This window comes from Acinetobacter sp. 226, assembly GCF_048147925.1.
In the GTDB taxonomy this organism is placed as follows: Bacteria; Pseudomonadota; Gammaproteobacteria; order Pseudomonadales; family Moraxellaceae; genus Acinetobacter; species Acinetobacter pecorum.
Map to the genome: position 1 here is coordinate 12,452 of NZ_JAYWYX010000017.1, position 26,660 is coordinate 39,111.

25 protein-coding genes are annotated in these 26,660 nt (G+C 45.7%); 8 read left to right on the forward strand and 17 right to left on the reverse strand.

The window, feature by feature from the left end; translation table 11 throughout:
• The first annotated feature begins 84 nt into the window (after positions 1-84).
• The gene (locus tag VXP95_RS09435; protein ID WP_416711905.1) at positions 85-807 is read left to right on the forward strand and encodes a hypothetical protein; all 723 of its coding nucleotides are present in this window, start codon (positions 85-87) and stop codon (positions 805-807) included.
• Positions 808-1,090: 283 nt separating this feature from the next.
• On the opposite strand, the gene urtE is transcribed toward VXP95_RS09435, so the two are convergent.
• The 7 genes from urtE to VXP95_RS09470 all read right to left on the reverse strand — a co-directional run bounded on the left by urtE (position 1,091) and on the right by VXP95_RS09470 (position 9,536).
• A complete protein-coding gene (urtE, locus tag VXP95_RS09440; RefSeq protein WP_191731006.1) occupies positions 1,091-1,789 on the reverse strand; it encodes an urea ABC transporter ATP-binding subunit UrtE in 699 nt (232 codons plus the stop codon).
• 10 nt (positions 1,790-1,799) lie between these two features.
• Positions 1,800-2,618 (reverse strand): urea ABC transporter ATP-binding protein UrtD, encoded by an 819-nt coding sequence (gene urtD / locus VXP95_RS09445; protein WP_416681505.1) that lies wholly within the window; start codon positions 2,616-2,618, stop codon positions 1,800-1,802.
• Complete coding sequence (gene urtC / locus VXP95_RS09450) at positions 2,615-3,688, reverse strand: urea ABC transporter permease subunit UrtC (RefSeq protein WP_416681508.1); 1,074 nt, start codon at positions 3,686-3,688, stop codon at positions 2,615-2,617. The genes urtD and urtC overlap by 4 nt, the downstream gene beginning before the upstream one ends.
• A gap of 4 nt (positions 3,689-3,692) precedes the next feature.
• The gene (gene urtB, locus VXP95_RS09455; protein WP_191731004.1) at positions 3,693-5,327 is read right to left on the reverse strand and encodes an urea ABC transporter permease subunit UrtB; all 1,635 of its coding nucleotides are present in this window, start codon (positions 5,325-5,327) and stop codon (positions 3,693-3,695) included.
• A 94-nt stretch (positions 5,328-5,421) separates the two neighbouring features.
• On the reverse strand, positions 5,422-6,702 hold the full coding sequence (urtA, locus tag VXP95_RS09460; RefSeq protein ID WP_144724135.1) for an urea ABC transporter substrate-binding protein: 1,281 nt from the start codon (positions 6,700-6,702) through the stop codon (positions 5,422-5,424).
• 358 nt (positions 6,703-7,060) lie between these two features.
• Positions 7,061-8,941: a DNA topoisomerase IV subunit B gene (gene parE, locus VXP95_RS09465; RefSeq protein ID WP_416711906.1), complete on the reverse strand. Its 1,881-nt coding sequence runs from the start codon at positions 8,939-8,941 to the stop codon at positions 7,061-7,063.
• 1 nt (position 8,942) lies between these two features.
• Positions 8,943-9,536 (reverse strand): YqiA/YcfP family alpha/beta fold hydrolase, encoded by a 594-nt coding sequence (locus tag VXP95_RS09470; RefSeq protein WP_416681512.1) that lies wholly within the window; start codon positions 9,534-9,536, stop codon positions 8,943-8,945.
• Positions 9,537-9,782: 246 nt separating this feature from the next.
• On the opposite strand from VXP95_RS09470, the gene VXP95_RS09475 reads away from it, so the two are divergent.
• Positions 9,783-11,114, forward strand: coding sequence for a hypothetical protein (locus tag VXP95_RS09475; protein WP_416711907.1), 1,332 nt, complete (start codon positions 9,783-9,785; stop codon positions 11,112-11,114).
• A gap of 53 nt (positions 11,115-11,167) precedes the next feature.
• On the opposite strand, the gene VXP95_RS09480 is transcribed toward VXP95_RS09475, so the two are convergent.
• Complete coding sequence (locus VXP95_RS09480; RefSeq protein ID WP_416711908.1) at positions 11,168-11,695, reverse strand: disulfide bond formation protein B; 528 nt, start codon at positions 11,693-11,695, stop codon at positions 11,168-11,170.
• 18 nt (positions 11,696-11,713) lie between these two features.
• Positions 11,714-13,291 (reverse strand): glutamate--cysteine ligase, encoded by a 1,578-nt coding sequence (gene gshA / locus VXP95_RS09485; RefSeq protein ID WP_064102588.1) that lies wholly within the window; start codon positions 13,289-13,291, stop codon positions 11,714-11,716.
• A gap of 215 nt (positions 13,292-13,506) precedes the next feature.
• Between gshA and VXP95_RS09490 the strand changes: the two genes are divergently transcribed.
• The 3 genes from VXP95_RS09490 to VXP95_RS09500 are packed head-to-tail and all read left to right on the forward strand — an operon-like array spanning position 13,507 to position 15,958.
• Positions 13,507-14,046, forward strand: coding sequence for a DUF924 family protein (locus VXP95_RS09490; protein WP_416711909.1), 540 nt, complete (start codon positions 13,507-13,509; stop codon positions 14,044-14,046).
• Between the two features lie 50 nt (positions 14,047-14,096).
• Positions 14,097-14,645: a CC0125/CC1285 family lipoprotein gene (locus VXP95_RS09495; protein ID WP_064095110.1), complete on the forward strand. Its 549-nt coding sequence runs from the start codon at positions 14,097-14,099 to the stop codon at positions 14,643-14,645.
• A gap of 11 nt (positions 14,646-14,656) precedes the next feature.
• The gene (locus VXP95_RS09500; RefSeq protein WP_416711910.1) at positions 14,657-15,958 is read left to right on the forward strand and encodes a DUF445 domain-containing protein; all 1,302 of its coding nucleotides are present in this window, start codon (positions 14,657-14,659) and stop codon (positions 15,956-15,958) included.
• 80 nt (positions 15,959-16,038) lie between these two features.
• Here the strand turns inward: VXP95_RS09500 and VXP95_RS09505 are convergent, their stop codons facing one another.
• On the reverse strand, positions 16,039-16,326 hold the full coding sequence (locus VXP95_RS09505) for a DUF2798 domain-containing protein (RefSeq protein ID WP_064095112.1): 288 nt from the start codon (positions 16,324-16,326) through the stop codon (positions 16,039-16,041).
• A 264-nt stretch (positions 16,327-16,590) separates the two neighbouring features.
• Here VXP95_RS09505 and argS point away from each other — a divergent pair, with 264 nt between their 5' ends.
• Together argS and VXP95_RS09515 are read left to right on the forward strand one after the other, a co-directional pair.
• Positions 16,591-18,381: an arginine--tRNA ligase gene (argS, locus tag VXP95_RS09510; RefSeq protein WP_416711911.1), complete on the forward strand. Its 1,791-nt coding sequence runs from the start codon at positions 16,591-16,593 to the stop codon at positions 18,379-18,381.
• Between the two features lie 204 nt (positions 18,382-18,585).
• Positions 18,586-19,200: an SPOR domain-containing protein gene (locus VXP95_RS09515; protein WP_064102583.1), complete on the forward strand. Its 615-nt coding sequence runs from the start codon at positions 18,586-18,588 to the stop codon at positions 19,198-19,200.
• Positions 19,201-19,323: 123 nt separating this feature from the next.
• Here VXP95_RS09515 and asd read toward each other — a convergent pair whose 3' ends face one another.
• From asd to VXP95_RS09540, 5 genes are all read right to left on the reverse strand, one after another.
• The gene (asd, locus tag VXP95_RS09520) at positions 19,324-20,175 is read right to left on the reverse strand and encodes an archaetidylserine decarboxylase (RefSeq protein WP_064095115.1); all 852 of its coding nucleotides are present in this window, start codon (positions 20,173-20,175) and stop codon (positions 19,324-19,326) included.
• Positions 20,172-21,020 (reverse strand): sulfurtransferase, encoded by an 849-nt coding sequence (locus VXP95_RS09525; RefSeq protein WP_064095180.1) that lies wholly within the window; start codon positions 21,018-21,020, stop codon positions 20,172-20,174. Before VXP95_RS09525 ends, asd begins: the two co-directional genes overlap by 4 nt.
• A 179-nt stretch (positions 21,021-21,199) precedes the next feature.
• A complete protein-coding gene (gene pncB, locus VXP95_RS09530; RefSeq protein ID WP_416681532.1) occupies positions 21,200-22,405 on the reverse strand; it encodes a nicotinate phosphoribosyltransferase in 1,206 nt (401 codons plus the stop codon).
• A gap of 118 nt (positions 22,406-22,523) precedes the next feature.
• The gene (locus VXP95_RS09535; RefSeq protein ID WP_191731003.1) at positions 22,524-23,054 is read right to left on the reverse strand and encodes an ankyrin repeat domain-containing protein; all 531 of its coding nucleotides are present in this window, start codon (positions 23,052-23,054) and stop codon (positions 22,524-22,526) included.
• 186 nt (positions 23,055-23,240) lie between these two features.
• Entirely contained in the window at positions 23,241-24,755 is a 1,515-nt protein-coding gene (locus tag VXP95_RS09540; protein ID WP_416711912.1) for a catalase, read from the reverse strand.
• A gap of 227 nt (positions 24,756-24,982) precedes the next feature.
• On the opposite strand from VXP95_RS09540, the gene dtd reads away from it, so the two are divergent.
• Positions 24,983-25,423 (forward strand): D-aminoacyl-tRNA deacylase, encoded by a 441-nt coding sequence (gene dtd / locus VXP95_RS09545; RefSeq protein WP_416681541.1) that lies wholly within the window; start codon positions 24,983-24,985, stop codon positions 25,421-25,423.
• A gap of 108 nt (positions 25,424-25,531) precedes the next feature.
• Here the strand turns inward: dtd and VXP95_RS09550 are convergent, their stop codons facing one another.
• Positions 25,532-26,011 (reverse strand): SCP-2 sterol transfer family protein, encoded by a 480-nt coding sequence (locus VXP95_RS09550; protein ID WP_064095120.1) that lies wholly within the window; start codon positions 26,009-26,011, stop codon positions 25,532-25,534.
• Between the two features lie 139 nt (positions 26,012-26,150).
• Positions 26,151-26,486 (reverse strand): ciprofloxacin tolerance protein AciT, encoded by a 336-nt coding sequence (gene aciT, locus VXP95_RS09555; RefSeq protein ID WP_416681544.1) that lies wholly within the window; start codon positions 26,484-26,486, stop codon positions 26,151-26,153.
• Positions 26,487-26,660: the final 174 nt, after the last annotated feature.

Consider the following 26,660-nt stretch of genomic DNA (forward strand, 5'->3'; position numbering starts at 1 on the left):
TACTAGTCTGATCAAAACAGATATTCTATTTACTTCCCGGACTTGCTATGTTGTATTCAGCTCAAAATCATACTGAATAACACCATGTACAAATCTCTATTTCCTATTATTTTTTTAAGTTTAAGCGCGCTCACTTTTGCTGATTCAGAGTTCGAGAAAGAATTGCATTCAGGCTGTAGCCAAGTCCAAAACTATGCAAATAATGGCAAGAAATTCTACGACCAAAAACAATATCAAAAGGCCATAGCGCAATTTGAGCAACAAGCGGCCTGGTCATCCTTTTGTGCGATGAATGTAGAAGACGGTGGTAAAGCTTTTTCTGAACGTGATATCACCACGGCGTTTAATAATGTCGGCATAAGTTATACCAAGCTTGGAAAGCCGCAATGGGCACGCGCCTGGTTTTCCGTTTTCCCGAATGCTAAAGCCAGCCAGTTCAATTTAAAACAATTGCCTGCACCACAAAAACCGAAGAATCTTGCAGGAAAATATGTCCGCTATGCAGGTTTTGGTCAGTGGAATACGATGGAAGTTAAACGGGCTTCGAATGCCTACCAGATTGAGTTTAATGGACTCTATATGGGTTTACGCAGTCTGATTTATGGTCCTAATATGGGAGAATTTTCAACCCGGATGCCACTGAACAAAACACATACCCAATATCGTTATGACGACTGCAGAATTGATTTGAAATTTCAGTTTAACGCTCAAATTGGACAACAGATTATGGTCAATAGCAGCAATCCGATGTCTTGCGGTTTTGGGCATAACGTTTCAGCAGATGGCAAGTATTTAAAGGTTGAGTGATTACTGATTCAGCGATATCTTATTGCCCTATAAAAAAACATAATATTCAAAATATTATAGGGAAAATATGGCTGATACGGGCAAAGCGATAGGCGGTGAATTTAGAACCGGACAATTTGGCATGTACTTCCTTTGGGATGAAAATACAGAAATCTAATCCCTCCATTATTTAAAAGAAGATTTCCCCTCTCTCTTTAGGAGATGAGAAACTCTGCTTGGTAAGAGGAGATTTAAAATTTAATCCCTCCAAACCTCCCTTTAAAAAAGGGAGGCTTCAGAAGCATTAAATCGCCACCAACTCCCGAATTCCCTTCTCCGGCATTTCACTGCCTACACCTTGCGCCACGACTTGCCCACGTGCCATCACGGTATAACCATCGGCAAGTTCTTCAGCAAAGTCATAAAACTGCTCAACCAGCACAATCGCCATCTCACCACCATCCGCCAGTTTACGAATGACCCGGCCAATGTCTTTAATAATGGATGGCTGAATACCTTCAGTCGGTTCATCCAAAATCAGCACACGCGGTTCAGAAGCAAGGGCTCGTGCAATGGCAAGCTGCTGCTGCTGACCACCGGACAAATCTCCGCCGCGGCGGTGCTTCATTTCCTCCAAGATAGGGAAAATTTCATACAAATGCTCAGGCACTTTACGTGTCTTTGCTCCTTTAAATTTCGCCATGCCAATCAGAATATTTTCCTCCACCGTCAGCGTTGAAAAAATATCTCGACCTTGTGGCACATAAGCCAAACCTTCACGTACACGCTGTTCAGGACTGAGCCTGGATATGTCTTTACCATCCAGCAAAATCTGTCCGGATTTAATCGGTAAAATACCCATCAGGCATTTAAGGAGCGTGGTTTTCCCCACACCATTGCGTCCAAGTACCACCGAACATTCACCTACAGGTGCAGCCAACGACACATCACGTAAAATATGACTGCCACCATAAAATTGATTGACGTCTTTGACTTCTAACATCGCGGTCTCCTTAACGTCCTAAATACTTTTCAATGACATCTTCATTGGTTTGTACTTCTGCCAATGTGCCTTCTGCTAAAATTGCGCCTTGTGCCAACACGGTGACTTTTTCACTAATGGTATCAATGAAGCTCATGTCATGCTCGACCACGACTAGGGTGTGATTTTTCTTGAGTTCTAAACACAGCTCCGCCGTGCGTTCAGTTTCTGCATCGGTCATGCCTGCTACAGGTTCATCCAGTAAAATCAGTTTTGGACGTTGCATCAGCAACATGCCGATTTCTAACCATTGCTTTTGACCATGTGACAGTAAGCCAGCAGGTTTATGAATAAATTCTTGCAGACGAATTTGCGTTAAGGACTCATCTAAAGCATTTTGTGCATCAGGATCGAGCTTGCTAAAGAAACTCTTTTTCACCCGCTTGTCTTTGGGTGCAGCCAGCAGTAGATTTTCCATCACTGTGAAATTTTCAAACACTGTTGGTTTTTGAAACTTGCGCCCAATACCAGCTTCGGCAATTTCTTCGGTGCTCATTTTCGACAAATCATAGTTTTGCCCAAAAAAAGCGCTGCCTTCGGTTGGTCGGGTTTTGCCGGTAATCACGTCCATGAGGGTGGTTTTCCCTGCCCCGTTCGGCCCGATGATGCAGCGCAATTCACCCTCTTCGATATACAACGACAAATCATTTAGGGCACGAAAGGCATCAAACCATACACTGACTTTTTCCAGATATAACGCAATGCCGTGAGTAAAGTCTGCGCCTTGTTCTCTTGGACGACCATAGCCTTCAGAAGCATGACCACCATGAGGTTGTAGGATCTCGCTCATTCGCTACGCTCCTTTTTAAAACGGTCAAACAGACCAATAATGCCTTTCGGTAAGAAAATGGTGACCACAATAAATAGCGCACCCAAAATGAGTAACCATGCTTCAGGATAAGCCGAGGTGAAATAGGTTTTTACCCCGTTAATGACACCTGCACCAATCAATGGACCAATCAGTGTGCCACGTCCACCCGCTGCCACCCAAACCGCCATTTCAATGGAGTTCACCGGGTTCATTTCACTTGGGTTAATAATGCCGGCTTGCGGCACATACAACGCCCCTGCAATCCCGGCGATCACCGCAGAAAGCACCCATGCCGAGAGCTTGTACCAAAGCGTGCGATAGCCCAAATATTGCAGACGATTTTCGCTGTCACGAATCGCCCCCAACACCCGGCCATAAGGTTTATTCATTAAATGACGTAAACCCACAAAACAGAGCAGCAGTACCAGTGCAGTGATAAAGCACAGGCTGGCACGCATAGATGCCGAGGTAATGTCCATACCTAAAATGGTTTTAAAACCGGTAAAACCATTGTTGCCACCAAAGCCGGTTTCATTACGGAAGAAAAGTAATGCAGCGGCAAAAGTCATGGCTTGAGTAATAATCGAGAAATACACGCCTTTAATTTTCGAGCGGAAAGCAAAGAAGCCAAAAATAAAGGCAATGATGCCCGGCACTAACACTACAAGTGCGAGCGACCAAAGAAAGTACTCCGTACCCACCCAAAACCATGGCACTTCCGTCCAACTGAGGAAGCGCATAAAGTCAGGAATGCCATCCCCTGCAGACTGGCGCATCAGGTACATCCCAAAGGCATAACCGCCAAGGGCAAAGTACAAACCATGCCCCAAACTTAAAATGCCGGCATAGCCCCAGACTAAATCCAGTGCCAAAGCGACCAAGGCCAAGCACATGATTTTGCCAATCAAGGTAACCCAATAAGCAGATAAATGCAGGGTTGAATCGGCAGGTAATAAATGTAGCCATGGCAATGCCAATAAGATGGCAAAGCACACGGCTATGGCAATCCCGCTATGTGGTTTGTCGGATAATAATTGTTTAATCTTCATGTACTTACTCCACAAAACGACCTTTGATGGCAAACAAACCTTGTGGACGTTTTTGAATAAACAAAATCACAAGCACCAAGAGAACAATTTTTGCCAGTACCGCACCAATGCCAATTTCCAAGGCGGTACCGCTAATACCTAGACCAAGCGCTGCAAGGACTGCACCCCACACCTGACCTACACCACCGACAACTACAACCAAGAAGGCATCAATAATATAGTTTTGCCCTAAATCCGGCCCGACGTTACCGACTTGTGCCAAAGCACATCCGGCTAGTCCTGCAAGACCTGAACCTAAACCAAAGGCCATCATATCGATACGACTAGAACGAATACCGACTGCTCGCGCCATTTGACGGTTTTGTGTCACCGCACGAACGAATAGACCAAAACGGGTTTTATTCAGTAGGTAAACCAACAGTAAAAGCACTGCAATGGTAAAGACAATAATCGCAATACGGTTATAGGGCAGCATTAAGCTAGGCGTGATAGAGATCCCGCCCGACAGCCATGAAATGTTCGATACTTCAACATTTTGTGCACCAAAAGTCATCCGTACCAATTGCATCAGAATGAGACTGACACCAAAAGTGGCAAGCAAGGTTTCCAACTGGCGACCATAGAGTGGACGAATCACGGTACGTTCAATCAACATGCCGATCAGCCCACTTACCAAGAATGCCGCAGGAATCGCGGCGATTAAGTACCAATCGACATAGCTGCCCAAATAGCTTTTAAACAGGCTTTGCACCACATAAGTGGTATAGGCGCCAATCATAATGAGCTCGCCATGTGCCATATTGATGACACCGAGCAAACCGTAGGTAATCGCAAGACCCAGTGCAGCAAGCAACAAAATACTGGCGGTACTTAAACCTGAAAATAAATGTCCTGTCCATTCGCTGGCTTGAATACGGGTTTTAATACTGCTTTTCGCTTCAAGCAAAGCCGCTTTCAGTTCAGGATGGATATTCGGCTGTGCCAACTCATTGTCAATCATCGCCAAGACATCAGGACGATTAGAATCTTGTAAAATTTTTGCGGCTTGAATTTTGACGAGCACATCTGAGTTTTGATAATCCAGACGCGCTTTCAACTGTGCCAAACGGGCTTTGACTTTATTGTTTTGTTCTTTTAAATACAGCGCATTGATATGTGCTATATCAAGTTCTGCAAGATTGCTTTCATAAATATCAATCGCTTCTAAACGCTCAGAGGCATCATCCGACTTCAACTTGCTTTGTGCCAAACCAAAGGTCAGTGCTTTACGCAAGGTATTCACCAAAGTGACTTGTGCAAGGTCACTTGGCCAATCTGCAACGACATCTAAACTTGGATAACTGAGCAACTGATTATCGGCTTCTAAAATATAAGTTTGTCCTTGAGAACCGCTATAAAGCTGGTTGTTTTCAACATATTCTGCAAGCTGATCTAACTGTTCAATACTGCCTGGCCATTGATTGAGTAAAGCACGACGTTGAGCAAAATCACCTTGCACAAATTGCTGAATCGCATCTTGTTGTTGTATCGCTATGGTTGAATTATTGTCTTGTAAAGAGGTTTCTGCTGTTGCCATTTGCATACAAAATATTTGTATAAAAAACAGAAAAATAGTGGCGATATTCACACGAATATTCATTATATACACCCCTATTCCATTGGAAGTTTTCCGTGGAGAGTAAGAAAAAAATCAGGGAATGCCTGCTACGGCTGTAGCAGGCAAAAGATAGGTCTTATTTAGGAATGTACGGGCTCCAAGGCTCTGCTTGAATAGTTTGAGATGTTTTGTAGACCACATCAAACTGACCATCACCACGAATCTGACCAATCATGACTGGCTTGTGTAAGTGATGGTTGCTTGCATTCATTTTGAGGGTATAACCCGATGGTGCTTTAAATTCCTGACCTGCCATCGCTTCGCGCACTTTATCGACATCTGTGCTGCCCGCTTTTTCAACCGCTTGCTTCCACATATTGATACCGACATAAGTCGCTTCCATGGGGTCATTGGTCACAAACTTGGCTGCATTTGGCAGTTTGTATTCCACCGCATACTGCTTCATCTTGTTCATAAATTCAGTATTACCTGGATTTTTCACTGACATGAAGTAGTTCCATGCGGCTAAATGTCCCACCAATGGTTTGGTATCAATACCACGCAGTTCTTCTTCACCCACCGAGAACGCCATCACTGGAATATCAGAAGCTTTAATGCCCTGATTACCCAATTCACGATAGAATGGTACATTCGAGTCACCATTAATGGTGGAGATCACGGCAGTCTTTTTACCGGCTGCAAATTTCTTCACATTGCCCACAATAGTTTGATAGTTGCTATGACCAAATGGAGTGTATTCTTCCATAATATCGGCATCTGCAACGCCTTTAGACTTTAAGAAAGCACGTAAAATCTGGTTGGTGGTCCGTGGGTACACATAGTCCGTACCGAGCAATACAAAACGCTCAGCCTTACCTCCTTCCTCACTCATCAAGTATTCCACCGCAGGAATGGCCTGTTGGTTTGGTGCAGCACCGGTATAAAAAATATTTTTTGATTGTTCTTGGCCTTCATACTGTACGGGATAGAACAATAAACCATTGAGTTCTTCAACAACGGGCAAAACAGATTTACGCGATACCGATGTCCATGCACCAAAAATCACCGCAACTTTGTCTTGGGTAATCAACTGCCGTGCTTGCTCTGCAAATAGCGGCCAGTCAGATGCAGGATCAACGACCACAGGCTCTAATTTTTTACCGAGCACACCGCCATTGGCATTAATTTCTTTAATAGCCATTAAGGCAGTATCTTTGAGTGATGTTTCGGAGATTGCCATCGTGCCTGACAATGAATGCAGGATACCGACCTTAATCGTGTCACCACTGGCGGCTGCTTTTGGCTCACTCTCACCTGTTGGTGCTGCATCATTTGATTTTGAACATCCTGTTAATGTAACAGCCCCTGCCATAGTTACGGCTAAAATACTTTTTGAAAATAAATTGCGTTGGAACATCAGATTCTCTCCAAACTTTATAATGGTGCATGTTTCATGCTTGTCTTGTTTTACATCTGCTTGGAGTGATTCAATTTCTGTGCCAAGACTTCGAAAAATAAAAAAATTACTTTAACCTACCTCATTATTTGTATTATTAATCATAGATTTAGTAATACTGAAAAGAAATCATGGTCTATTTAAATACTGAGCCCCAATCCATCCTTAAATAGCTTTGGTAAAGACCAATGAAAATATGATCAAACTAAAACGGAAGAGCGTGTACAAAAAAAGTGCAGCTCATTGAATATTTTTTGCACTGTTTTAAAACAAAAAATCCCGCGCTTGCGGGATTTTTTGATTGCTCAAATTCGATAGTTTAAACCACCAAATCTGCCAGATTACCTTTTTGCTCCAGCCAGTCTTTGCGGTCACTGGCACGTTTTTTTGCCAGCAATTTATCCAGTAGACTAGCTGTAAGATGTGTGTCATCCAGATCCAGCTGCACCAGACGGCGCGTGTTTGGATCAAGTGTAGTTTCACGCAACTGGCTGGCATTCATCTCGCCCAGACCCTTAAATCGGGTAATTTGCGGATTCTTGGTTTTGCATTTTTTCAGGATGCTGTTCAGCTCGTCTTCATCTAAAGCGTAGTGCACATCTTTGTTGTCATCAATCCGGAATAAAGGCGGCATGGCGACATACAGATGCCCTTCTTCGACCAGAGTGGGGAAATGCTTCACAAACAGGGCGCAAAGCAGGGTCGCAATATGCAGACCATCCGAGTCGGCATCGGCCAGAATACAGATCTTGCCATAACGCAGCTCAGACAGATCATCTGAACCCGGATCCACGCCAATGGCAATCGCGATGTTGTGTACTTCCTGAGATGCCAGTACTTCATCAGAAGAGACTTCCCAGGTATTTAAAATCTTGCCACGAATTGGCATGATCGCCTGAAAATTCTTGTCACGCGCCTGCTTGGCCGAACCGCCCGCAGAATCACCTTCCACAATAAACAATTCTGACTGCGCCAGATCATGGCCTACACAATCCGACAGTTTCCCCGGTAAGGTTGGACCTGCCACAATCTTTTTACGTTCTACTTTTTTCGCAGCCTTAAGACGGCGACCGGCTTTGGAAATGGCCATTTCAGCCAGTTGCATGGCAATGTCAGAATTCTGGTTTAGCCACAAGGCAAAGGCATCTTTGGCAATATTCTGCACCACACCAACCGCTTCACGGCTCGACAGACGTTCTTTGGTCTGACCGGAGAACTGCGGCTCCTGGAATTTCAGTGACAGGATATAGTTCACGCCGTCCCAGACGTCTTCGGCAGAGAGTTTCATATTCCGCGGCAGCAAATTACGCAGTTCACAGAACTCGCGCATCGCATCAGTCACGCCTGAACGCAAACCATTCACATGGGTGCCGCCCTGCGCGGTCGGAATCAGGTTGACATAAGATTCCTGAACACTTTCACCACCTTCAACATTCCAGCAAATCGCAAATTCTGCGCTGGCGCGCTCTGCGTCACCCGTGGCAACAAAAGCTGGTGCCGGAATAATTTCACGGTCTTCCAACTCATCCATCAAATAGTCAACCAGACCATTTTCAAACTGCCAGGTGATCTTTTCATCATTGATCTGATCAATATAATTGATCTGTAAACCTGCGGCCAGAACAGCTTTGGCTTTGAGATTATGTTTTAACGCTTTTAAGGCAAATTTAGGCGAATCAAAATATTTAGCTTCTGGCCAGAAGTGAACTGTTGTCCCGGATACCCGTTTTGGTGCCTTACCTGCCAGTACTTCAAGTGGTGCAACCGGTTCGCCATTTTCAAAGGCCATTTTATACAGGTTACCCTGACGCCGTACCGCAACTTCAACACAGGTCGACAGTGCATTCACCACCGAGATCCCGACGCCATGCAAGCCACCGGAAAACTGGTAGTTATCGGTACTGAACTTGCCGCCGGCATGCAGTTTGGTCATGATGATTTCAATACCGCTCTGGCCATATTCCGGGTGTATATCTACCGGCATACCACGGCCATTGTCTTCGACTGACAAAGAACCATCTTTATAGACCGTGACGGTAATTTTATTGGCATGCCCTGCCAGTGCCTCATCGACAGCATTATCAATCACTTCCTGGGCCAAATGGTTGGGACGAGAAGTATCGGTATACATGCCCGGACGACGACGGACCGGGTCCAGACCAGACAGAACTTCGAGAGATTGAGCCGTATATTGAGACACGTTATTCGGTTTCCTTTTTTATGCAGTCCAATAAAAACTGTAAGACGAACGGAATTTTTTCCGCAAAATCATCCATCCCGTGACTGCCATGCGCTTCAGTCATCAGCATAGCCGGGGGATGCGCAGCACTATAATAACGATGTGCTTCACGATAATCCAAAACTTCATCACCTTGTTGCAGCAGAACCAGTATTTTGTCTGCATCTTGTGCAACCGGCAGGGCCAATTGTTGCAGTTGTGCCATATCTGCCTCATCCAGACACCAGTTTGGATGTACCTGATAAGGTAACTGCTCATCAAACAGTTCACGAAACAGTTGCCATGGTCGCATTGCCGGATTGATCAGTACAGCAGGCACAGCATGCTGTGCGACCAGATGTGTCGCATAAAATCCCCCGAGACTGCTGCCCAGCAATGCGACCTTTTGCATTGACTCAATCAGCGCGGACACATGTGCAATGGCAGCATTCGGTGGCATGTTTAAATCAGGTAAATGTACCCGGATCTCTGGATACTGTGCACAGTAGTGTTGCAGCAATTTCCCCTTGATCGAGTTCGAATTACTCTTAAATCCATGCAAATAAATGATATTCATCAACTATCAACAAAAAACCCATCAATCATCAAAATTTAATTTAAAAATGTGAAGTACACTACTTTTTATAACCTGTTAATTGCTTAAATTGTCTGACAAAAAAGCTCAAAATCTTTTCTCATTCTCGTTATTTTAATCGAAGGCTCTTAAAAATCTGGAAACCCAACAAGAAAAAGAATTTATACCGCGAAGTTCTTTAAAAAGAAAGACAGTACTACACGCGGCTCAATAAAAGGACAGGATCAGATGCCAAGTTTGACACCGTTACATGAAACCTATTGTCGCTGGGATCGCACCCCGCCGAGTCAGGCCGATGTACTGGAAGGTCTGGCACAGCTGGTGACGATGCGCTTTAATGATGTGATCCAGGAGCTGGTCAAAAGTCTTCAACGCGAAATTTTATTGAGCACTTTCGGTTTAAGTGAAAACAATTCACAGAAAATTCAGAATATTCCTTCGATTGTGCGGCTCTACCAAATGTCTTATGACATGCTGTTTCATTATGGCAATACCCTGATTGCTCCCGCTTTGCGCCAGATCATTGAACGGTTTCCAAAACTGCACAACAAACCGTTGACCCCTTCCTTGCATTTCCTGGTCAGTGCCTTAAATGGCATTATCGGGGACTACCTGCTGAAATATCAAAACCCTCTCGCCCTACCGATGGTGATCTATGACCATTATGGCTCGCTGCAAAAAGGTGAGCTGAGCGGCCGTATTACCCTGTTTGTACATGGCCTGTGCATGAACCATTTAGACTGGTCAAATCGCAAATATGAAGGAATCGGTGAAAAATTACTGGCGCAGCGCAGCCGCAATACCATGCTCTACCTGAACTACAATACCGGACGCCGGATTTCTGCCAATGGTCGCAGTCTGGCAAATACCTTACAGGAACTGGTCACCCGCAATCCGCGAATTACCAGTATTGACCTGATTGGACATAGTATGGGTGGACTGGTCTCACGCAGTGCACTGTTCTATGGCAAGCAAAATATGTATGGCTGGGTCAACATGGTGGAGAATCTGGTTTGTCTGGGTTCACCGCATCATGGTGCGGTACTGGAACGTTTTGGCTTTAGCCTGCAGGACAAACTTGGACATTTTCCACTGATCCGGCTAATTGGCCATCTGGTCAATATCCGCAGTAACGGGATTCTGGATTTACGCCATGGTAGTGTACGTGATGATGACTGGGAGCATAATCCGCTACGCATCGGCTTTATGGACGATCACCGTAAACCGGCCCCGATTCCCTCTCATATCGATACCTATCTGGTTGCAGGTACCATTGAGTTTGAACACCGCAAGAACAAGACCTTGCATATGATTGGCGATTATCTGGTCAGTTTGAAAAGTGCTTTGGGCGAGCACCCTAATCCTCGTTTCCAGCTCAAAGTCCCGGATGCACATAAGGCTATTTTCTATGGCCTGAACCATTTTGAAATTCAGTATCATCCACTGGTGGCCGAACAGATCGTACGCTGGTTTTATCCAAGTGTAGAAGATGAAGCCTTTGATCAGATTCATGAATATCTAATGGACCTGGACAGCCTGGAAGGCATTGCCCTGACCTAAACTCAAGCACATAAAAAAGCCCTCGATTAAGGGCTTTTTTATGACTGACTGAATTAATATTTGTCTCTCAGTCGTTTAACCGGTACGGTTTTATATTTACGCAGCAGTTGCCATACACTGACCAGCAGTAAAATAATGAAAAAGATCAAGGACCAGACAGGCAAGGATTGGCCCAGGAAGGTCCAGTCAACCGTAGCACATTCCCCTGAACCATTGAGCACCTGTTGTAATACAGACTGCAACGGCAAGGTTTCCAGCCAGTATTCCAGACCGGGACCACAGCTCGGCACCTGATCTGGGGGCAGGTTCTGCAGCCAGACATGCCGCGCCGCCACCCCCACAGACCACAAAATACTGAGCGAACCCAGCAAGGCATAAAACCGTTTCATGAGATTGGATGCAGGGTTATGCAGACATGCAATGAGGGAGATAATCCCCAGTCCGATTAATCCGACACGTTGAAACACACAGAGCGGACAAGGTGCAAGCCCTTGTACATGCTCAAGATATAAGGCAAATGCCATGCCGATGACAGCAGCCAGAAACAACACCCCACTCACGAAGCGATAACCCCATTGCATGGTGAATCCTCTTGTTTTTTATCGATATTGGGCTAAATAATCAGCAAAACTGATGCTGCTATCTTGCTCGAGTTGCTGTTGCTGCTGCAATGACTTTTGTGACATTTCTTCAAAATAAGCCAGTGTTTCGGGACTGAGCTGATGTTCTTCATAGACCAGGCTGTGCTGCTGTGCCAGATGTTGGCCAAAATGCCACATGCCGCCCTGTTTACGTATATCCCCGACCACGAGGGCAGACAGGGTAGCATCAACTTCATCGACCCGGAGCATCATGGTTTTAAGGGCATCGGTATACACGGTGATGTCATAGGTCGAATCAAGCAGCTTGGCCAGGGGCAGCATGCGCTGCAAATGCATGCCACACCAGTCTTCAATCAGATAAGACTGACCATTTTCTATAATCGCTGCATTAGGTGCACGGCCACGGTTGACGACCTCGGCCTGATTCTGCTCAATGAGGTCCTGTTCATCACCGAGTAGTGCCGGACTGTCCTGCAATAGACAGTACAGGGCCAGTACTTCAAGAAAACCGGCCGTATCTTCATTGATACCAGTCGGACTATAAGGATTGACATCGACGGCACGCAACTCGATATAGGCAATCCCGCGATTTTCCAAGGCCTGGGACGGTGTTTCGCCCGCTTGCGGTACCTGTTTCGGGCGCACCAAGCTGTAATATTCATTTTCGATTTGCAGCACATGATCATTGATCTGGATCGGCTGACCATTTGCATCGTCCAATCCTAAACGGCTAAACGGCTCATAGGGCGTTTTGACGGCTTTTTGCAGTCCATCCAGATAGTCCTGCAAATTATTGTAGTGAATACCGAGCTGTTTCTGCGCAGAGTTCTGATAACCAAAACGCCCCATACGCAGTGCAGTCGCATATGGAGAATATAGGGTGCCTTTGACCAATGGCAACAAGAAATGGTCACGGCCGGTCATGAAGCACTGGCAGACTGCCGGACTGGCCCCGATCAGGAACATGACCAGTGGGGTCAGGCGGATAAAGTTACGGATCAGCCCCATATAGCGGTGGCTGCGATAATCCTGCAAGCTTAATGCCTTGAGAGATTCGTCCTGTTCCTGCTGCTGTAAGGCCTCGAACAGATGATCCGGAAAAGACAGATTATAGTGCACGCCTGAAATCGTCTGCATACGGCGGCCATAACGTACACCTAGACCATGACGATACAAGGTCTTGAATAGGCCGATGTTTGAGCTGCCATACTGTGCCAGCGGAATGCTGTCATCACTGCTGTCCAGCATACACGGCATCGACAAGGGCCAGAGTTTTTCATCATTTTCCAGATGACGATGCACAATCGCATGAATATCACTGAGATAATCTAGCGCTTTTTTAATACTGTCTTGTGGCGGAGTAATGAACTCCATCAATGCTTCAGAATAGTCCGTCGTGATATGGGGATGAGTCAAGGCTGAACCCAAGGCACGAGGATGCGCTGCCTGTGACAGGAATCCATCACTTTGCATGCGTAAGCTTTCACGCTCAATACCACGCAGCATGCCTTTGATGAGTGACGACTCGACCCAGGTCGGTAACACATTTAGGGAAGTCGATTCAGGTTGACTCATTACAATCTCGCTTAAGGGGGCTAAACTATTAAATAAATTAAAATCATCAGTTTAATCAGTATAACGTGATTTCATGCCGGCACATGACAGGCTGCCTAGTTTTCAGGCAAACCTTTGATTTTTAATTTGGCAAATATTTAACACAAACTTCCTCTATAAGACATGGATAATTTGTGATTTTATTAACAAATAGATGCTAATGAATTGTAAATATTATGAATTATCAAGATATTTTAGACTTCTGGTTTCATGCGGACAGCCAGCCATTATGGTTTAGCCAGAGTCATGAATTCGACCAAAGTATTGCACAGCAGTTCATGAGCACCCATCGGCAGGCAACCCGGGCTGAACTCTGGGTCTGGCGTAAAACCGCAGAAGGCCGGCTGGCTGAAATTATTGTTCTGGATCAATTTTCACGAAATTTATTCCGGGATTCTCCCCAGGCTTTTGCCCAAGACAGTCTGGCACTGGCTTTGGCTCAGGAAGCCATCAGCCTGAACCTGGATCAACAGCTCAGTCCGGAACAGCGTGCCTTTCTTTATATGCCGTTTATGCACAGTGAATCCAGACTGATTCATGAATTCGCTTTGAAACTGTTCCAGCGTCTGGGTAATCCGACCAATCTTGAATTCGAGAAAAAGCACAAGGTCATTATTGACCGCTTTGGACGTTACCCGCACAGGAATCAAATCTTGGGCCGTGAATCGACCAATGAAGAACTTATTTTCCTGACCCAGCCTGACAGCAGCTTTTAAGATTTTTTAACAGGCTGTCCGGACTGGATCATTGCATCAGGAGACCGAACATGAAAAATACACTACTGGGATTAGGTATAGTTGCTGCCCTTAGCCTGACGGGCTGTGCCACCACACCTTCTAAACCCTTGACCTTTGACCAGCTCGGCCAGTACAGCACCACGCCATTGAATGCCAATACCTATCGCATCAGCTTTCAGGCACGCCCCAATATGAGTTTTGGTACAGCGGAAGAAATTACCCTGCTCAAAGCCGCCCAGACCACCGTACAGAATGGCTTTCAGTTCTTCAGGGTACTCAATGATCCAAGTAACCGGACCCAACCGCCGCGGCAGGCCGTGGTTTATCCAGCACCGAGCTACTATCCGTTTGGTTATTACCGCCGTTATCCCGGTTTCTGGCCTGACCCATTCTATGACCGTCCTTATACCGTGACTCTGGATCCTGCCCAGGTGGCCTATACTATTGAATGCTTCAAGGCCAATCAGGCACCTCAAGATGCTTTTGATGCCCGCTTGATTTTACAGTCACTTGGCGCTAAATATGGTTTAAGTCCATCTGGTGCAGTGCTGCAACCGCAACCGGCCAATCCCTCCTGACAGGATGATTCATGCAGACAGAGCGTATTTCCCCGAGCCTACAACGCAGTAAACGTTTCGCGACCATTGCCCTGGTGGTTGCGGTTCTGATCTGGTTGGCATTGATGGTGGCAGCCAAACTGCTGCCAGAATATGTCTGGCTGCTTCAGATCCTGATGCTTTCTGCAGAAGCAGGGGTAGTTGGTGGCCTGGCAGACTGGTATGCGATTACGGTTCTGTTCCGCAATCCCTTTGGTCGTCTGCCTATTCCCAAGTTTTTACGTGACCACACCGAAATTATTCCACGCAACAAGGCCCGAATTGCAGAATCGATGGGCCGTTTTGTCCAGGAAAACTTTCTTTCTCCACAAATTGTACAGCGCAGTCTGGAGAGTACCGACCTCAGTCTGGCCGCGGGGCGCTGGCTGGCCAATCCACAGAACAATGTCCAGGTGACTCAGGTCATCCAGCAGACGGCTCCGAAAATCTTTGAATTTGTCGGGCAGGAACAGATTGCCGGATTTATCCAGAGCAATAGCGTGCAATGGGTCAAAAACACCCAGATCAATACCCTGGCCAGTGAAATGCTACGCGCAGTACTGGACAATGATTTCCATCAGGATGTGCTACAGCGAGGACTGGATGTGGTACATGCCTGGATGACCTCTCATCCCGAACAGACCCGGAAACTGACCCGTAACCTGTTTAAGGAAATGGGCGTGTGGAAACTGGCCAAAGGTGCCAGCTGGATCGGGATTGATGTGCAGCAACGCAGTATCGACTCTGTCATTCAGCGGGTTGAAGCCATGCTGGCCGATCCAGATCATCCATGGCGACTTAAAATTGAGGAAATGGGACATAACTGGATGTTACAGCTGTCGGATAATGACAGTGAAGCCAGCCAGCGTCTGAATGAAACCAAAGATGCCTTACTGGATAGTCCACAAGTGCTGAATTTTATCAGCGGTGCCGTGGTGATTTTATGTGATGCAATCAAGGAAGACTTGCAAAAACCAGACTCGGGTATTGCGGAAAATCTCAGGATTGCTATCCAGCAGGTCGGAGAAAATATTATCTCGAACGCCTCAGTTCGTGAGCTGCTGAATAAACGTCTCAGCGGAATCGCGGTGGACCTGAGCGACCAGTACAGTGAAAAAGTCATCCGTTTTATCAGCGAGCGCATCCACGAATGGGATTCAAGCGAGATGATTGACAAGATTGAAAATGAGGTCGGTGGTGACCTGCATATGATCCGGGTCAATGGCGTGGTAGTTGGGGCCTGTATCGGTCTGGTGCTCGGGATCATCCGGGCGGCGGTGGAGCATTTAATTTAAAGGTGAGGCTGTTTGCTCAATACAGCCCAGCTTTTAAGTCGTCAGAGAGCCATTCCCCACCCGAGTAAATTTAAAAATGATCATTTGGGTGGCTGAGGTCCGGACATATCTACCAATAGCCCAGTAAATCTGCGTACAAACGGCAATAAGGTCACCACAATTGGAAAAGCAATCGCCCAGGAAATCATCCAGTTATGAAACCAGAGAGCGATAAATCCTTCAGTCCAGCCTAGGGTACGCAGCATATTGATCATGGAAATAATGCCACTCATCAGGCAGGACAGGATAAAAGGCACAATAATCAGTGCCCATTTTGCAGGGAGTTTAGGAATGTTCCCGATAATAGTTGGACGTTGTGGTGAAGCCATACTGCCTCTTTTTTTGTTTGTTCTTCGACTACCAACAATATAAGCCAAATCTTCAGACTTGGCTGAGTGATTTTTTCATTCGGATAGTTTTGCCTGATATTAATTCAATTTTCATGAGATTTATCCCGTTATTCTCTATTGATTTAATTAGAAAATTTATGACTGTTAATTGTATAGTTTTTCTTCTCCATAAATGCTTTTACCTAAACAGCCGGAAATTTGCTATATTTGCTGTTTTTCTGCGATCTCTATTTTCGACTGATTATGAATACGGCAATACAAGCAGCTCTCGATCATGCAGTGCACACTCTACAGGCACAAGGCGTACTCCCATCTGACTGGAATAATACAAGTAATTTGACGCGTACCAAAGACCGAAGCCATGGTGACTTTGCGTCGAATATTGCCATGATCGCGTCGAAAGCTGCAGGTATGAAGCCACGTGATTTAGCAGAAAAGATTCTTGCTGCCCTGCCTGAAGTGGCAGATATCAGCAAGGCAGAAATTGCCGGTCCCGGTTTTATTAACTTCTTTCTGAATGCCGACCAGCGCTTTGCAGTTCTGGATCAAATTCAGGCCCAACAGGCAACGTATGGTCGTACCCAGGTCAATGCCGGCAAACGTATCCAGGTTGAGTTCGTATCTGCCAATCCAACCTCTAGCCTGCACGTGGGTCATGGCCGTGGTGCTGCATATGGTATGACGGTGGCGAATCTGCTTGAAGCAACCGGTGCCAAAGTCGACCGTGAATACTATGTCAATGACGCTGGCCGTCAGATGGATATTCTGGCGACTTCTACTTACCTGCGTTACTTAGAATTAACCGGTCAGGAACTGGTCTTTCCGAAAAATGCTTACCAGGGCAACTACGTTAAAGAAATCGCGCAAAGCATTATTGACCAGGATGGTGATGCCTATGTCCGCCCTGTTGCAGATGTTTATAAAGATGTACCGGAAGATGTGCAATATGCTGCAGAGTCCGATGCTGAAGGCAATAAAGTCGTTGTTTCTGGCGACAAAGAAAAGCATATCGATGGCCTGATCTTCAATTCACAGACTTTATTAAATGAAGGCTACCGTGTTTTCCATCAGGCTGCTTTAAAAGCCATTCTGGATGACATTAAAGACGATCTGGGTGAGTTCGGAGTGACTTTCAACCAGTGGTTCAGCGAAGCTTCTCTCACTGAAAAAATTGAAGAAGCCTTACAAACTCTGGATCAGCGCGGTTTCCTGTACGAAAAAGATGGCAACATCTGGTTCAAGTCGACTGAATTTGGTGATGAAAAAGACCGTGTGGTGAAACGCCGTAATGGCCAGACCACCTACTTCGCGTCTGACATTGCCTACCACCTGAACAAGTTGCAACGTGGCTATACCGATATTATTGATATCTGGGGTTCAGACCACCACGGTTATATCTCACGTGTCAAAGCGGCCATTGATGCGCTGGGCTATGACTCGAAGAAACTGACTGTACTTTTAGTTCAGTTTGTCAGCCTGTGGCGCGGTGGCGAGATGGTACAAATGTCATCCCGTTCAGGCCAGTTCGTGACCTTGCGTGACCTGCGTAAAGAAGTCGGTAATGATGCAGCACGTTTCTACTACGTAATGCGCAAGTCTGAACAGCACATCGACTTTGACCTGGATCTTGCCGTGTCACAAAGTAAGGACAACGCAGTGTATTACATCCAGTATGCACATGCCCGGATCTGCCGTATGTTAGAAAAGGCAGCCTCTATCGGTGTCAACTTTGATGCAGCGACCGCTCGCAGTCTGGCAGCTAAACTCGAGCTGGAAGCGGAAACTGAAATCCTGGCAAAACTGGCAGCATATCCGGAGATCGTGGTGCGTGCTGCAAACAGTTATGAACCACATCAAATTGGCAATTACCTGAAAGAACTGGCTGCGCTGTTCCATGGCTGGTACAACGACAATAAGGTTCTGGGTGATGATGCTGAGTTGACTCAGGCACGTTTATTGTTATCTGTGAATGTTCGCCAGGTATTACGTAATGGTTTAGAGCTTTTAGGTGTGTCTGCTCCTGAGAGCATGTAAGCAAAGCCTTACCGTTTATCTGCTGAGCAGATATTTTGTAACTTTAGCTATGTGCTTGAAGATACAGATAAATTAAAATTCTGTGTGATTTGTGATCTAGAGGATGACTTTTAGATTCTGATCACATAGGATGAAATGATAGTAGGGGCATAACTGCTGTTATGCCTTTTCTATATGTCCCGATTAATAAGAGGAAAATCCCAAGTGTTTGGAAAAACGCAGCGCGGTGTATCTGAAAGACCGAATAAGCCTAAAAAGCCACTTATTCCAACCTGGCTCGGCACACTCGTGATCATTTTAATCGTGTTAAGTTTTTTGATGGCACTCATGCTCTGGAAGCCATGGGAACCAGTCAAACCGAAGACTCAAACAAGTGAATCTGTCCAAGAAGAAGACACCAACAAAGATTACCGTTTTTATGACCTGTTACCACAGCAGCAAGTGACGCCAATTCCTGAACAGGCAGTTCCTGAAAACAAAAAGCAGGATACGGTAGTCATTGTTGAAGCCCCCCGCCCTGAAGCGGCTGAACCTGAGGCGACCACAACTGAGCCTGGCCTGGAAGCCAGTGAAGCTCCTGTTGCCGCACCGGCCAGTTATATTCTGCAGGTGCGCAGTTTTGATGACCCAGATCAGGCGGATGCTCGCCGTGCAGAAATTATTCTTAATGGCTTATCTGCCGATGTAGTGCGCAGTGTGGAAAATGGTAAAGTCTGGTACCGCGTGGTTTCTGGTCCTTACGATTCAGCAGAAGCTGCGATCATCGCGCAGCAAACCTTGCAAAATAGCGGAATCGATTCAATCGTCGTAAAACGATAAACCTTAACAATAAAAAAGCGCCTGATGGCGCTTTTTTTTGAACCTCTCCCTTGCGCAGCAGTGCTGCTCATCTCCTACAAGGAGAGGCAACCTTCCCCTTTTTCAAAAGGGAAGCTAAAATTTTTAAACCGTATGCCCGAGTGCTTCGCCCATCAATACAGTTGAATTGGCTTTAAACTTTTCATCCCAATGCATTTTATTTTCTTCAAACAGGATAATTGCGGTTGAACCGAGGTAGAAACGGCCCAGCTCTGCACCTTTTTCTAGAAATAAATCATGCTGATTCAGTTCGATACGCCCAGACGGTTTCACCTTACCCGTAGCAACCGTTTCAATCCCTGCGACGATCATCGCACCCACCAATACCACTGCCATACGGCCGAGTTCTGTATCAAACAGGCAGACCATACGTTCATTACGGGCAAACAGGCCCGGAATGTTTTCTGCTGTCGTCTGGTTAACCGAGAACAGTTCACCCGGTACATACAGGGTTTCAGTCAGTGTTCCGGCAAATGGCATATGTACACGGTGATAGTCACGTGGTGACAGATACACTGTCGCGAATTCACCATTTTTAAATGGTTCGGCCAGTTGCGGATCGGCAATCAGATTTTCAACAGTGAACTTCTGTCCTTTGGCCTGAAATACATCGCCATTTTCAATTTTACCCAGTTGGGAAATCGCGCCATCCGCAGGAGAAACAATCGCAGTTGAATCCGCATCTACCGCACGTACACCTGTTCTCAGACCACGGGTAAAGAAGTCATTAAATGAATTAAACTTCAGTGCATTAGTTTGCTCAGCAATCGACATATCAATCCCGTATTTGGTCTTGAATGCTGTAATGACCGCTGTTTTTACAATCGGATTTTCACTGGCTGCAATTTTTCCTACCACACGTGACAGGCGATGCTGCGGCACCACTTTTTGGGCCTGGATAAACAGTTGTTGTTTTAGACGCGATGTGATGCTCAAGATGGCACCTCTCCTGTAGCGATTGGACTATCGAGGCGGTTGCCCCATTCACTCCACGCACCATCATAGGCCCGGATATTCCAGCCCAATAACCGGCCCAGAATATAAGCCAGACCTGAACGGTGATGGGACTGACAATACGCTACAACCGGTTGATTCAAATCAAAACCCAGTTGTTCCAGACGCTGCTGTGTACGTGGTAAAGGATGTAATTTTAAATGATTTTGCCGGTTAAGGGCAGTACTCCACTCAAAATGACGTGCACCTGGAATGTGACCACCGCGTCGCGCTGCCAGACGCAGGCCGGTATATTCTTCTTCTGTACGACAATCCCAGAGCTGAATATTTTCATTTTCAACCTGTTGTCTTAATTCCTCATAGCCAATCTGGAATTGGGCCTTGTGCTCGAGTTGTACCTGAACTAAATGCTCGACCGGCTGAACAGTTTCCTGATCAGATGAAGTAGGCAGACTGGCACCAAGCCAGGCATGAATCCCGCCATTGAGTAAACTGGTATTTTCAAAGCCGAGACAATGCAGGTTCCAGAGTAAACGTCCGGCCCATGCACCGCCCTCATCATCATAAGCCACGACATGATGTTCTGGAGAAATATTCAGATAATTGATGAGCGCCTGTAAGCCTTCGGTATCCGGTAACAGTCCCATCGCCGTTTCTTCCTGGCGCACCAGAAGTTTAGGCTTTAAATGTAAGGCATGTGGAATATGCAATTGCTCGTAGACTGAAGCCCGGCTTAAATCCACAATTCTGAGTTTCTCATGTCCCAGATACGGAACCAGGTCTTCTGCTTCAATCAGCAGGCCAAAATCCAAGGCTGAAGCTGTCATCATTATCAGGTGTCGTCACGGTCAAATCTGTCTGATCTTAGCACAGCTCATTTTTTCAATTATGATATTTTTATCAAGATCCTTAGCATAATTTTAGCTAAAGAAAAGTAGAAAAAGCTGACTCAGAAAGAAAAAACTGCCTCAATACTGAAGCAGTTTTTAAATAGAAGGTGTCTTTGTTAAGTAGTTTCTGTAACGCTAAACACCTGACGTAAATAGGCCAGGAAGGTATCATTATCTGTCATGGTTTTGCCCGGACTGTCTGAAATCTTGGCCACCGACTGACGGTTGCATTCCACCAGTTTCAGGACAATATTCAGCGGTGTCTGTCCCATATCATTGGTCAGATTGGTCCCGATTCCAAAACTGACCTGGAAACGGTCTTTAAAGTATTGATGTAATTTCCAGGCTTTTTCCAGATTCAGGCCATCACTGAAAGTCAGCATCTTGGTTTTGCTGTCTATTTTCAGCTTTTTATAGTGGGCATAGGCTTTATCACCCCATTCGTAAGGATCGCCACTGTCATGACGCAGGCCATCAAAGAGCTTGGCAAAGTACAGGTCAAAGTCACGCAGGAAAGCATCCATTCCGACCACATCAGTCAGGGCAATTCCCAGGTCACCACGGTATTCCTGTACCCAGGTTTCCAGTGCGGCTTTCTGGAAATTCCGCAAACGTACATCCAGTGCCTGAAAAGCTTGCAAAAATTCATGCGCCATGGTGCCAATTGGAGTAATGCCCAACTCTTTGGCCAGCAGTACATTACTGGTACCACGGAACACATAAGGCGCAGCTTTATTAAATTCTTCAACCACATGCTTCTGCCATGCAAAGCTGAAACGACGGCGGGTACCGAAGTCCGACACCAGAAATGGGGGATCATTTGGGTCCTGTGCGGCAGCATACTGTTTTAACAGCTCCACTTTAGCCTTTAAACGGCGCTCGCCTTCGACCAGCACTTCAGGGGTACGAATCCGGCTGAAATACAGCTCATTGACAATGGAAAGGACAAAGATCTCGAACATCATGGCCTGAACCATCGGACCTTCTATCACAATATCCAGACGCCCCTGACTGTCAATACTGGCCTTGATAAAACGGCGTTTCAGCTGGAACAGTTCCAGATAGTCAACAAAGTCACTTTTGATAAAACGTAGACTGCGTAAATACTGTAATTCGTCTTCTTTAAATTTAAGCTGGCACAGCAGATCGAGTTGATGGTTCAGATCATCCAGAATATCCGTCAGGGGATAGACTGTATCTTCCAGATTACGACAACGGAAATGGTAGACACTATGTGTTTGTGGAAACTTGTGTAAGACCACTTGCAACATGGTGAATTTGTACAAGTCAGTATCTAACAGAGAATGGATAATTGGAGCCATAACTAAAGGAATATCGCTGTGCTTATCTTTGCATTAAAGCATAAAAAGTCATGCAATATTGCAGGATTTACGTACAGCCGGCCGGATTTTCAACAACAGTATCCCAACATAAACCGGCTTATTTCTGGGTTTTGACCTGGGTTTTTTCCTGCTCCTGAATCAATTGCTGTAACTGTTTTTCCTGACCAATCACATTGGCAAACTCAGCAGTAGTCTTTTGCCCGGTTTTCTGGGCCTGGGCATCACAGTCAGCCTGATGCAGCTGCTTGGCAATGGCAAATTCCATTTTAAACAAGGCACCCATTAAGGCCGTATTGCCTCGATTGTCCCGGGCACAGCGGTCAGCACCATGTTTAAGCAAACTGCTGACAATCTCCTGATGGCCATAATAAGTCGCCATCATCAGCGGCGTATAACCGTCTTTATTGCGTACATCGACCGGGAAGCCATGTTTCAGAAATTCGTTGATAACTTCACTATTGCCAACTTTAGCCGCAGCAAAGAACAGGTTGACCAATTCCTGTTGTGAGTTCATCTGAATGCTTGCCGCTGTTTTTGCAAGGGAGACATTCTTCACTTCAACAGCCGTTGCGAATATAGAACTGAAGGCAAGAATACTGGCTAAAAATGCGTGTGGCATAACGTTCATGATGAACTCCAACAGAAATCGAAAAGAAAATTTCAGTCACTCAGGATCAAATTCACCTGAGATGAGATAAAAAACGAAGTGCCTGTAAAACTCCCCCTAGGGTGCAGGAAAGGTTTGGAGTTTTACAGGACTTTTCGGAGGTGATGCGCTATGCCCTAATCACCAGTTCCTCAAGACCAATCGAAATCAGTCTTTTAATTTTGCAGCTTTGGCTTTAACAGTCGCCAGGTTACCGTTCACTGCCTTGGTCATGCGGGTACCGTAGTCCGCATCTGCCTTGTAGAAATAAGACAACATGATGTGCTTGGTTTCTGAATCTTTGACATTACCAAGGTCAGCAGCAAGGTTCATGATCAGGTCATCTTTTTCCTTGGCCGTATATGAACGGTACAGCTCACCTGCCTGCTTGAAGTTCTGCTCTTTGGTCCCGATCTGCTGAACATGGCCAGTTAAAGGAGTTTGTACTGCACGTGCTTTTTCAGTGGCAGCTTTTGGCTCTTTACGGCTTGGCTCATAGTTCACATCCGAGTCACGCTCAGAGATATTCATGTAGCCATCCTGGTTATTGTTGTTCACATTCACCACTGGACGGTTTACCGGAATTTGCTGGTGGTTCGCACCCAGACGGTACATTTGGGTATCTGAGTAAGAGAAGATTCGACCTTGTAACAGACGGTCTTCAGACGGCTCGATACCTGGTACCAGATTACCTGGCGCAAATGCCGACTGTTCAGTCTCGTTGAAGAAGTTCTTCGGCATACGGTTCAGGGTCAAGGTGCCGACTTTGGTTTCCGGCACCAGCTCGGTTGGCCAGATTTTGGTTGGATCTAGCGGATCGAAATCAAACTTGCCCAAGTCTTTAGGATCAATCACCTGAATGTACAGGTCCCATTTCGGGAAATTACCTGCATAGATGTTGTGATAAAAATCATTGGTCAAGTGGTTGAAATCTTTGCCTTGCTGCTCAGCCGCTTCTTTTACGTTCAAGCCCTTCACGCCCTGTTTTGAACGGAAGTTGAATTTCACGTATTTGTATTCGCCTTTGTCGTTATACAGTTTGTAAGCGTGTACCCCAAAACCGTCCTGTTCGCGGTAACTGGTTGGAACACCTTGCTTGCCATACACATAAGTCAGCATGTTGGTGGCCCATGGCTGGCTCGACAGGAAGTCAAACACGCGGTTGGCATCTTGAACATTCGTCACCGGGCTTGGCTTCATGGCATGAATGAAGTCCGGGAATTTGATCGCATCACGGATAAAGAATACCGGGGTCTGGTTACCGACCAAGTCCCAGTTGCCTTCCTGAGTGTAGAATTTCACTGCAAAACCGTGCGGATCTCGTAGGGTTTCGGGTGAACCCTTACCGTGAATTACGGTAGAAAAACGTAAGAAAACTGGAGTTTTAGTACCGGCTTTAAATAATGAAGCAAGGGTAAGATCAGAAAGGTCTTTGGTTGCGACGAACTCACCATAGGCACCCGTACCACGTGCATGTACCACGCGCTCAGGAATACGTTCACGACCAAAACGTTGTAATTTTTGTACCAGTTGAACGTCCTGAAGGAGTACAGAACCATTTGGACCCGCAGTGATCGAGTTCTGGTTATCGCCCACTGGCGCGCCATTGTCTTTCGTTAAAGGAGCAGCTTGTGCGGCTGTGACAGTTGCAAGCATTGCAACCAGTAATGAACGCTTAAACATTTCTAAATCTCTTAATTTATTACCTTTCCTGCACAGACTAAGATACGCGAGCACAATAAATAGATAAAACAGATTATTTTTATAAATTCAATCGCTTTAATGAATTTATAAAAATTAATCAATTGATTTTCAGATATTTAAAGTTCATAAAAACAGCATCTCATACTGCTCCAGATTTTTTTCTTGCTACAATCACGTCTATCTGTGGTTTTCAGTCAATATGTAAAATGCGTGCCTTATTACAAAGAGTTTTAGAAGCTAAAGTCGTGGTCGAGGGTGAAACTACCGGAGAAATTGAAAAAGGAATTCTGGTTTTTCTAGGGTTGGGCAAAGACGATAATCTGGAAAAAGGCAAAAAGCTGATTGATAAGATATTGAAATACCGCTTCTTTGATGATGAACAGGGCAAAATGGGCTGGAACGTTGCCCAGGTGGGCGGTGGTATATTGCTGGTTTCACAATTTACCCTGATGGCACAAACCCAGAAAGGTTTGCGTCCCGACTTTGGTCCGGCCATGCGACCGGCTGAAGCAAAAGCCTTATATGAGCAGCTGGTGGAATATGCCCGAAGCCAGTTTGAACATGTGCAAACCGGTATTTTTGCCGCCGACATGAAAGTACATCTAGTCAATGATGGACCTGTGACATTTAATTTAGAAGTTGAATAAGTTTTAATTATTTCAGAATTCAAAAAGCCCTCATATTTGAGGGCTTTTTCTATTTAATCCTCCCCTAGCCCCTCCTTTAAAAAGGAGGGGGAACTAAGCGGAAGTTTCTTATTTACCAGTTTTTTCTTTAATAAACTGGCGTACCATTTTCACTTTTTCTTTGACTGGCTTTGGCAGTTTTGGTGGAATCATCTTCGCCACCTGGTTAAACCAGACCAGCAAACCGAAGTCACCTTCCATTTTGATGGTGCCACTTTGCATGCCGGTCATAAATGCGGTCGGATCACCTTTAATTAAAGTCTTTACGCCCTGCTCACTATCAGCAAACTGCAAAACAAAATCTGCTTTTTCAGCATCACCAGAAACGGTCTCGATATGGTCGTTATTCACAATGATCTGACGTGCCATACCCTCATCCGTACCAATCTGGATGCGGAATTGACGCCCATGTACCAGTTCGATGAATTTTGGGCTGGTACGTGCCAACTGCTTCATACGTAATGCTAAACCTGCGACCAGTAAGTCCAGCGGATCTGTACTTACATCAACAAGAGGAAGTTTTAACACAGGAATGGAGGACAGTTTCATGAAGGATGCCTATTCTAATTGTACGAAAATTGACAAATATCCTAGCATAGTTCCGGGTTAGGTGGATGCAGCAGTTTGTATCATATTTCTAAACGAAAAATGCACCCGCAGGTGCATTATTTCACTGATATTAGAGAACTTAACGGCTAGAAAGCTGCTGCTGGTCATCTTCATAGACTGGTGTGTGTTCGATATAACGACGTTTTGCCAAAGCACGCTCGGCACGACGATCTTCACGCAATAACAGGCAGGTCACCACCAGCATGACCGCAGTTAATGCGCTCAGATAACTATACGTCATTGGCAGCTCAAACCAGGTCTGAGTCCCTATACGAATCACCTCGATCAGGCCCCAAACCAGCATCCCGGCAGCCATAAAGCTTAACCAGCGACGATAAGGCGAGAAGAATACAGCAAGCACAGCTACAGCGACTAAACTGAAGCCCACAATCGTTGTTAAATTCGCTGTTACCATATAACCCCCTCCATCCAGATAGATAGTTTTCCGCCTGATATTGCAAAGTTTCTATCTATTGAATTTCGTTACATCAATAAAATGGAATCTGTTGATTTGTATCTCTATGTCTGCATTATGCTGAGTTTTTTGCATAAAAAAAGTCCTGCCATCCAGCCTAACGACATACTTTGT

Bases quoted from the DNA above. Each gene is read 5' to 3' on its own strand.
- urtE (WP_191731006.1), bottom strand. From the start codon at position 1,789: ATGTTAGAAGTCAAAGACGTCAATCAATTTTATGGTGGCAGTCATATT.
- VXP95_RS09535 (WP_191731003.1), bottom strand. From the start codon at position 23,054: ATGAACGTTATGCCACACGCATTTTTAGCCAGTATTCTTGCCTTCAGT.
- VXP95_RS09475 (WP_416711907.1), top strand. From the start codon at position 9,783: ATGCCAAGTTTGACACCGTTACATGAAACCTATTGTCGCTGGGATCGC.
- dtd (WP_416681541.1), top strand. From the start codon at position 24,983: ATGCGTGCCTTATTACAAAGAGTTTTAGAAGCTAAAGTCGTGGTCGAG.
- argS (WP_416711911.1), top strand. From the start codon at position 16,591: ATGAATACGGCAATACAAGCAGCTCTCGATCATGCAGTGCACACTCTA.
- VXP95_RS09505 (WP_064095112.1), bottom strand. From the start codon at position 16,326: ATGGCTTCACCACAACGTCCAACTATTATCGGGAACATTCCTAAACTC.
- VXP95_RS09540 (WP_416711912.1), bottom strand. From the start codon at position 24,755: ATGTTTAAGCGTTCATTACTGGTTGCAATGCTTGCAACTGTCACAGCC.
- VXP95_RS09470 (WP_416681512.1), bottom strand. From the start codon at position 9,536: ATGAATATCATTTATTTGCATGGATTTAAGAGTAATTCGAACTCGATC.
- pncB (WP_416681532.1), bottom strand. From the start codon at position 22,405: ATGGCTCCAATTATCCATTCTCTGTTAGATACTGACTTGTACAAATTC.
- VXP95_RS09435 (WP_416711905.1), top strand. From the start codon at position 85: ATGTACAAATCTCTATTTCCTATTATTTTTTTAAGTTTAAGCGCGCTC.
- VXP95_RS09550 (WP_064095120.1), bottom strand. From the start codon at position 26,011: ATGAAACTGTCCTCCATTCCTGTGTTAAAACTTCCTCTTGTTGATGTA.
- VXP95_RS09480 (WP_416711908.1), bottom strand. From the start codon at position 11,695: ATGCAATGGGGTTATCGCTTCGTGAGTGGGGTGTTGTTTCTGGCTGCT.
- gshA (WP_064102588.1), bottom strand. From the start codon at position 13,291: ATGAGTCAACCTGAATCGACTTCCCTAAATGTGTTACCGACCTGGGTC.
- aciT (WP_416681544.1), bottom strand. From the start codon at position 26,486: ATGGTAACAGCGAATTTAACAACGATTGTGGGCTTCAGTTTAGTCGCT.
- VXP95_RS09490 (WP_416711909.1), top strand. From the start codon at position 13,507: ATGAATTATCAAGATATTTTAGACTTCTGGTTTCATGCGGACAGCCAG.
- urtB (WP_191731004.1), bottom strand. From the start codon at position 5,327: ATGAATATTCGTGTGAATATCGCCACTATTTTTCTGTTTTTTATACAA.
- VXP95_RS09500 (WP_416711910.1), top strand. From the start codon at position 14,657: ATGCAGACAGAGCGTATTTCCCCGAGCCTACAACGCAGTAAACGTTTC.
- urtD (WP_416681505.1), bottom strand. From the start codon at position 2,618: ATGAGCGAGATCCTACAACCTCATGGTGGTCATGCTTCTGAAGGCTAT.
- VXP95_RS09525 (WP_064095180.1), bottom strand. From the start codon at position 21,020: ATGACAGCTTCAGCCTTGGATTTTGGCCTGCTGATTGAAGCAGAAGAC.
- urtA (WP_144724135.1), bottom strand. From the start codon at position 6,702: ATGTTCCAACGCAATTTATTTTCAAAAAGTATTTTAGCCGTAACTATG.
- VXP95_RS09495 (WP_064095110.1), top strand. From the start codon at position 14,097: ATGAAAAATACACTACTGGGATTAGGTATAGTTGCTGCCCTTAGCCTG.
- urtC (WP_416681508.1), bottom strand. From the start codon at position 3,688: ATGAAGATTAAACAATTATTATCCGACAAACCACATAGCGGGATTGCC.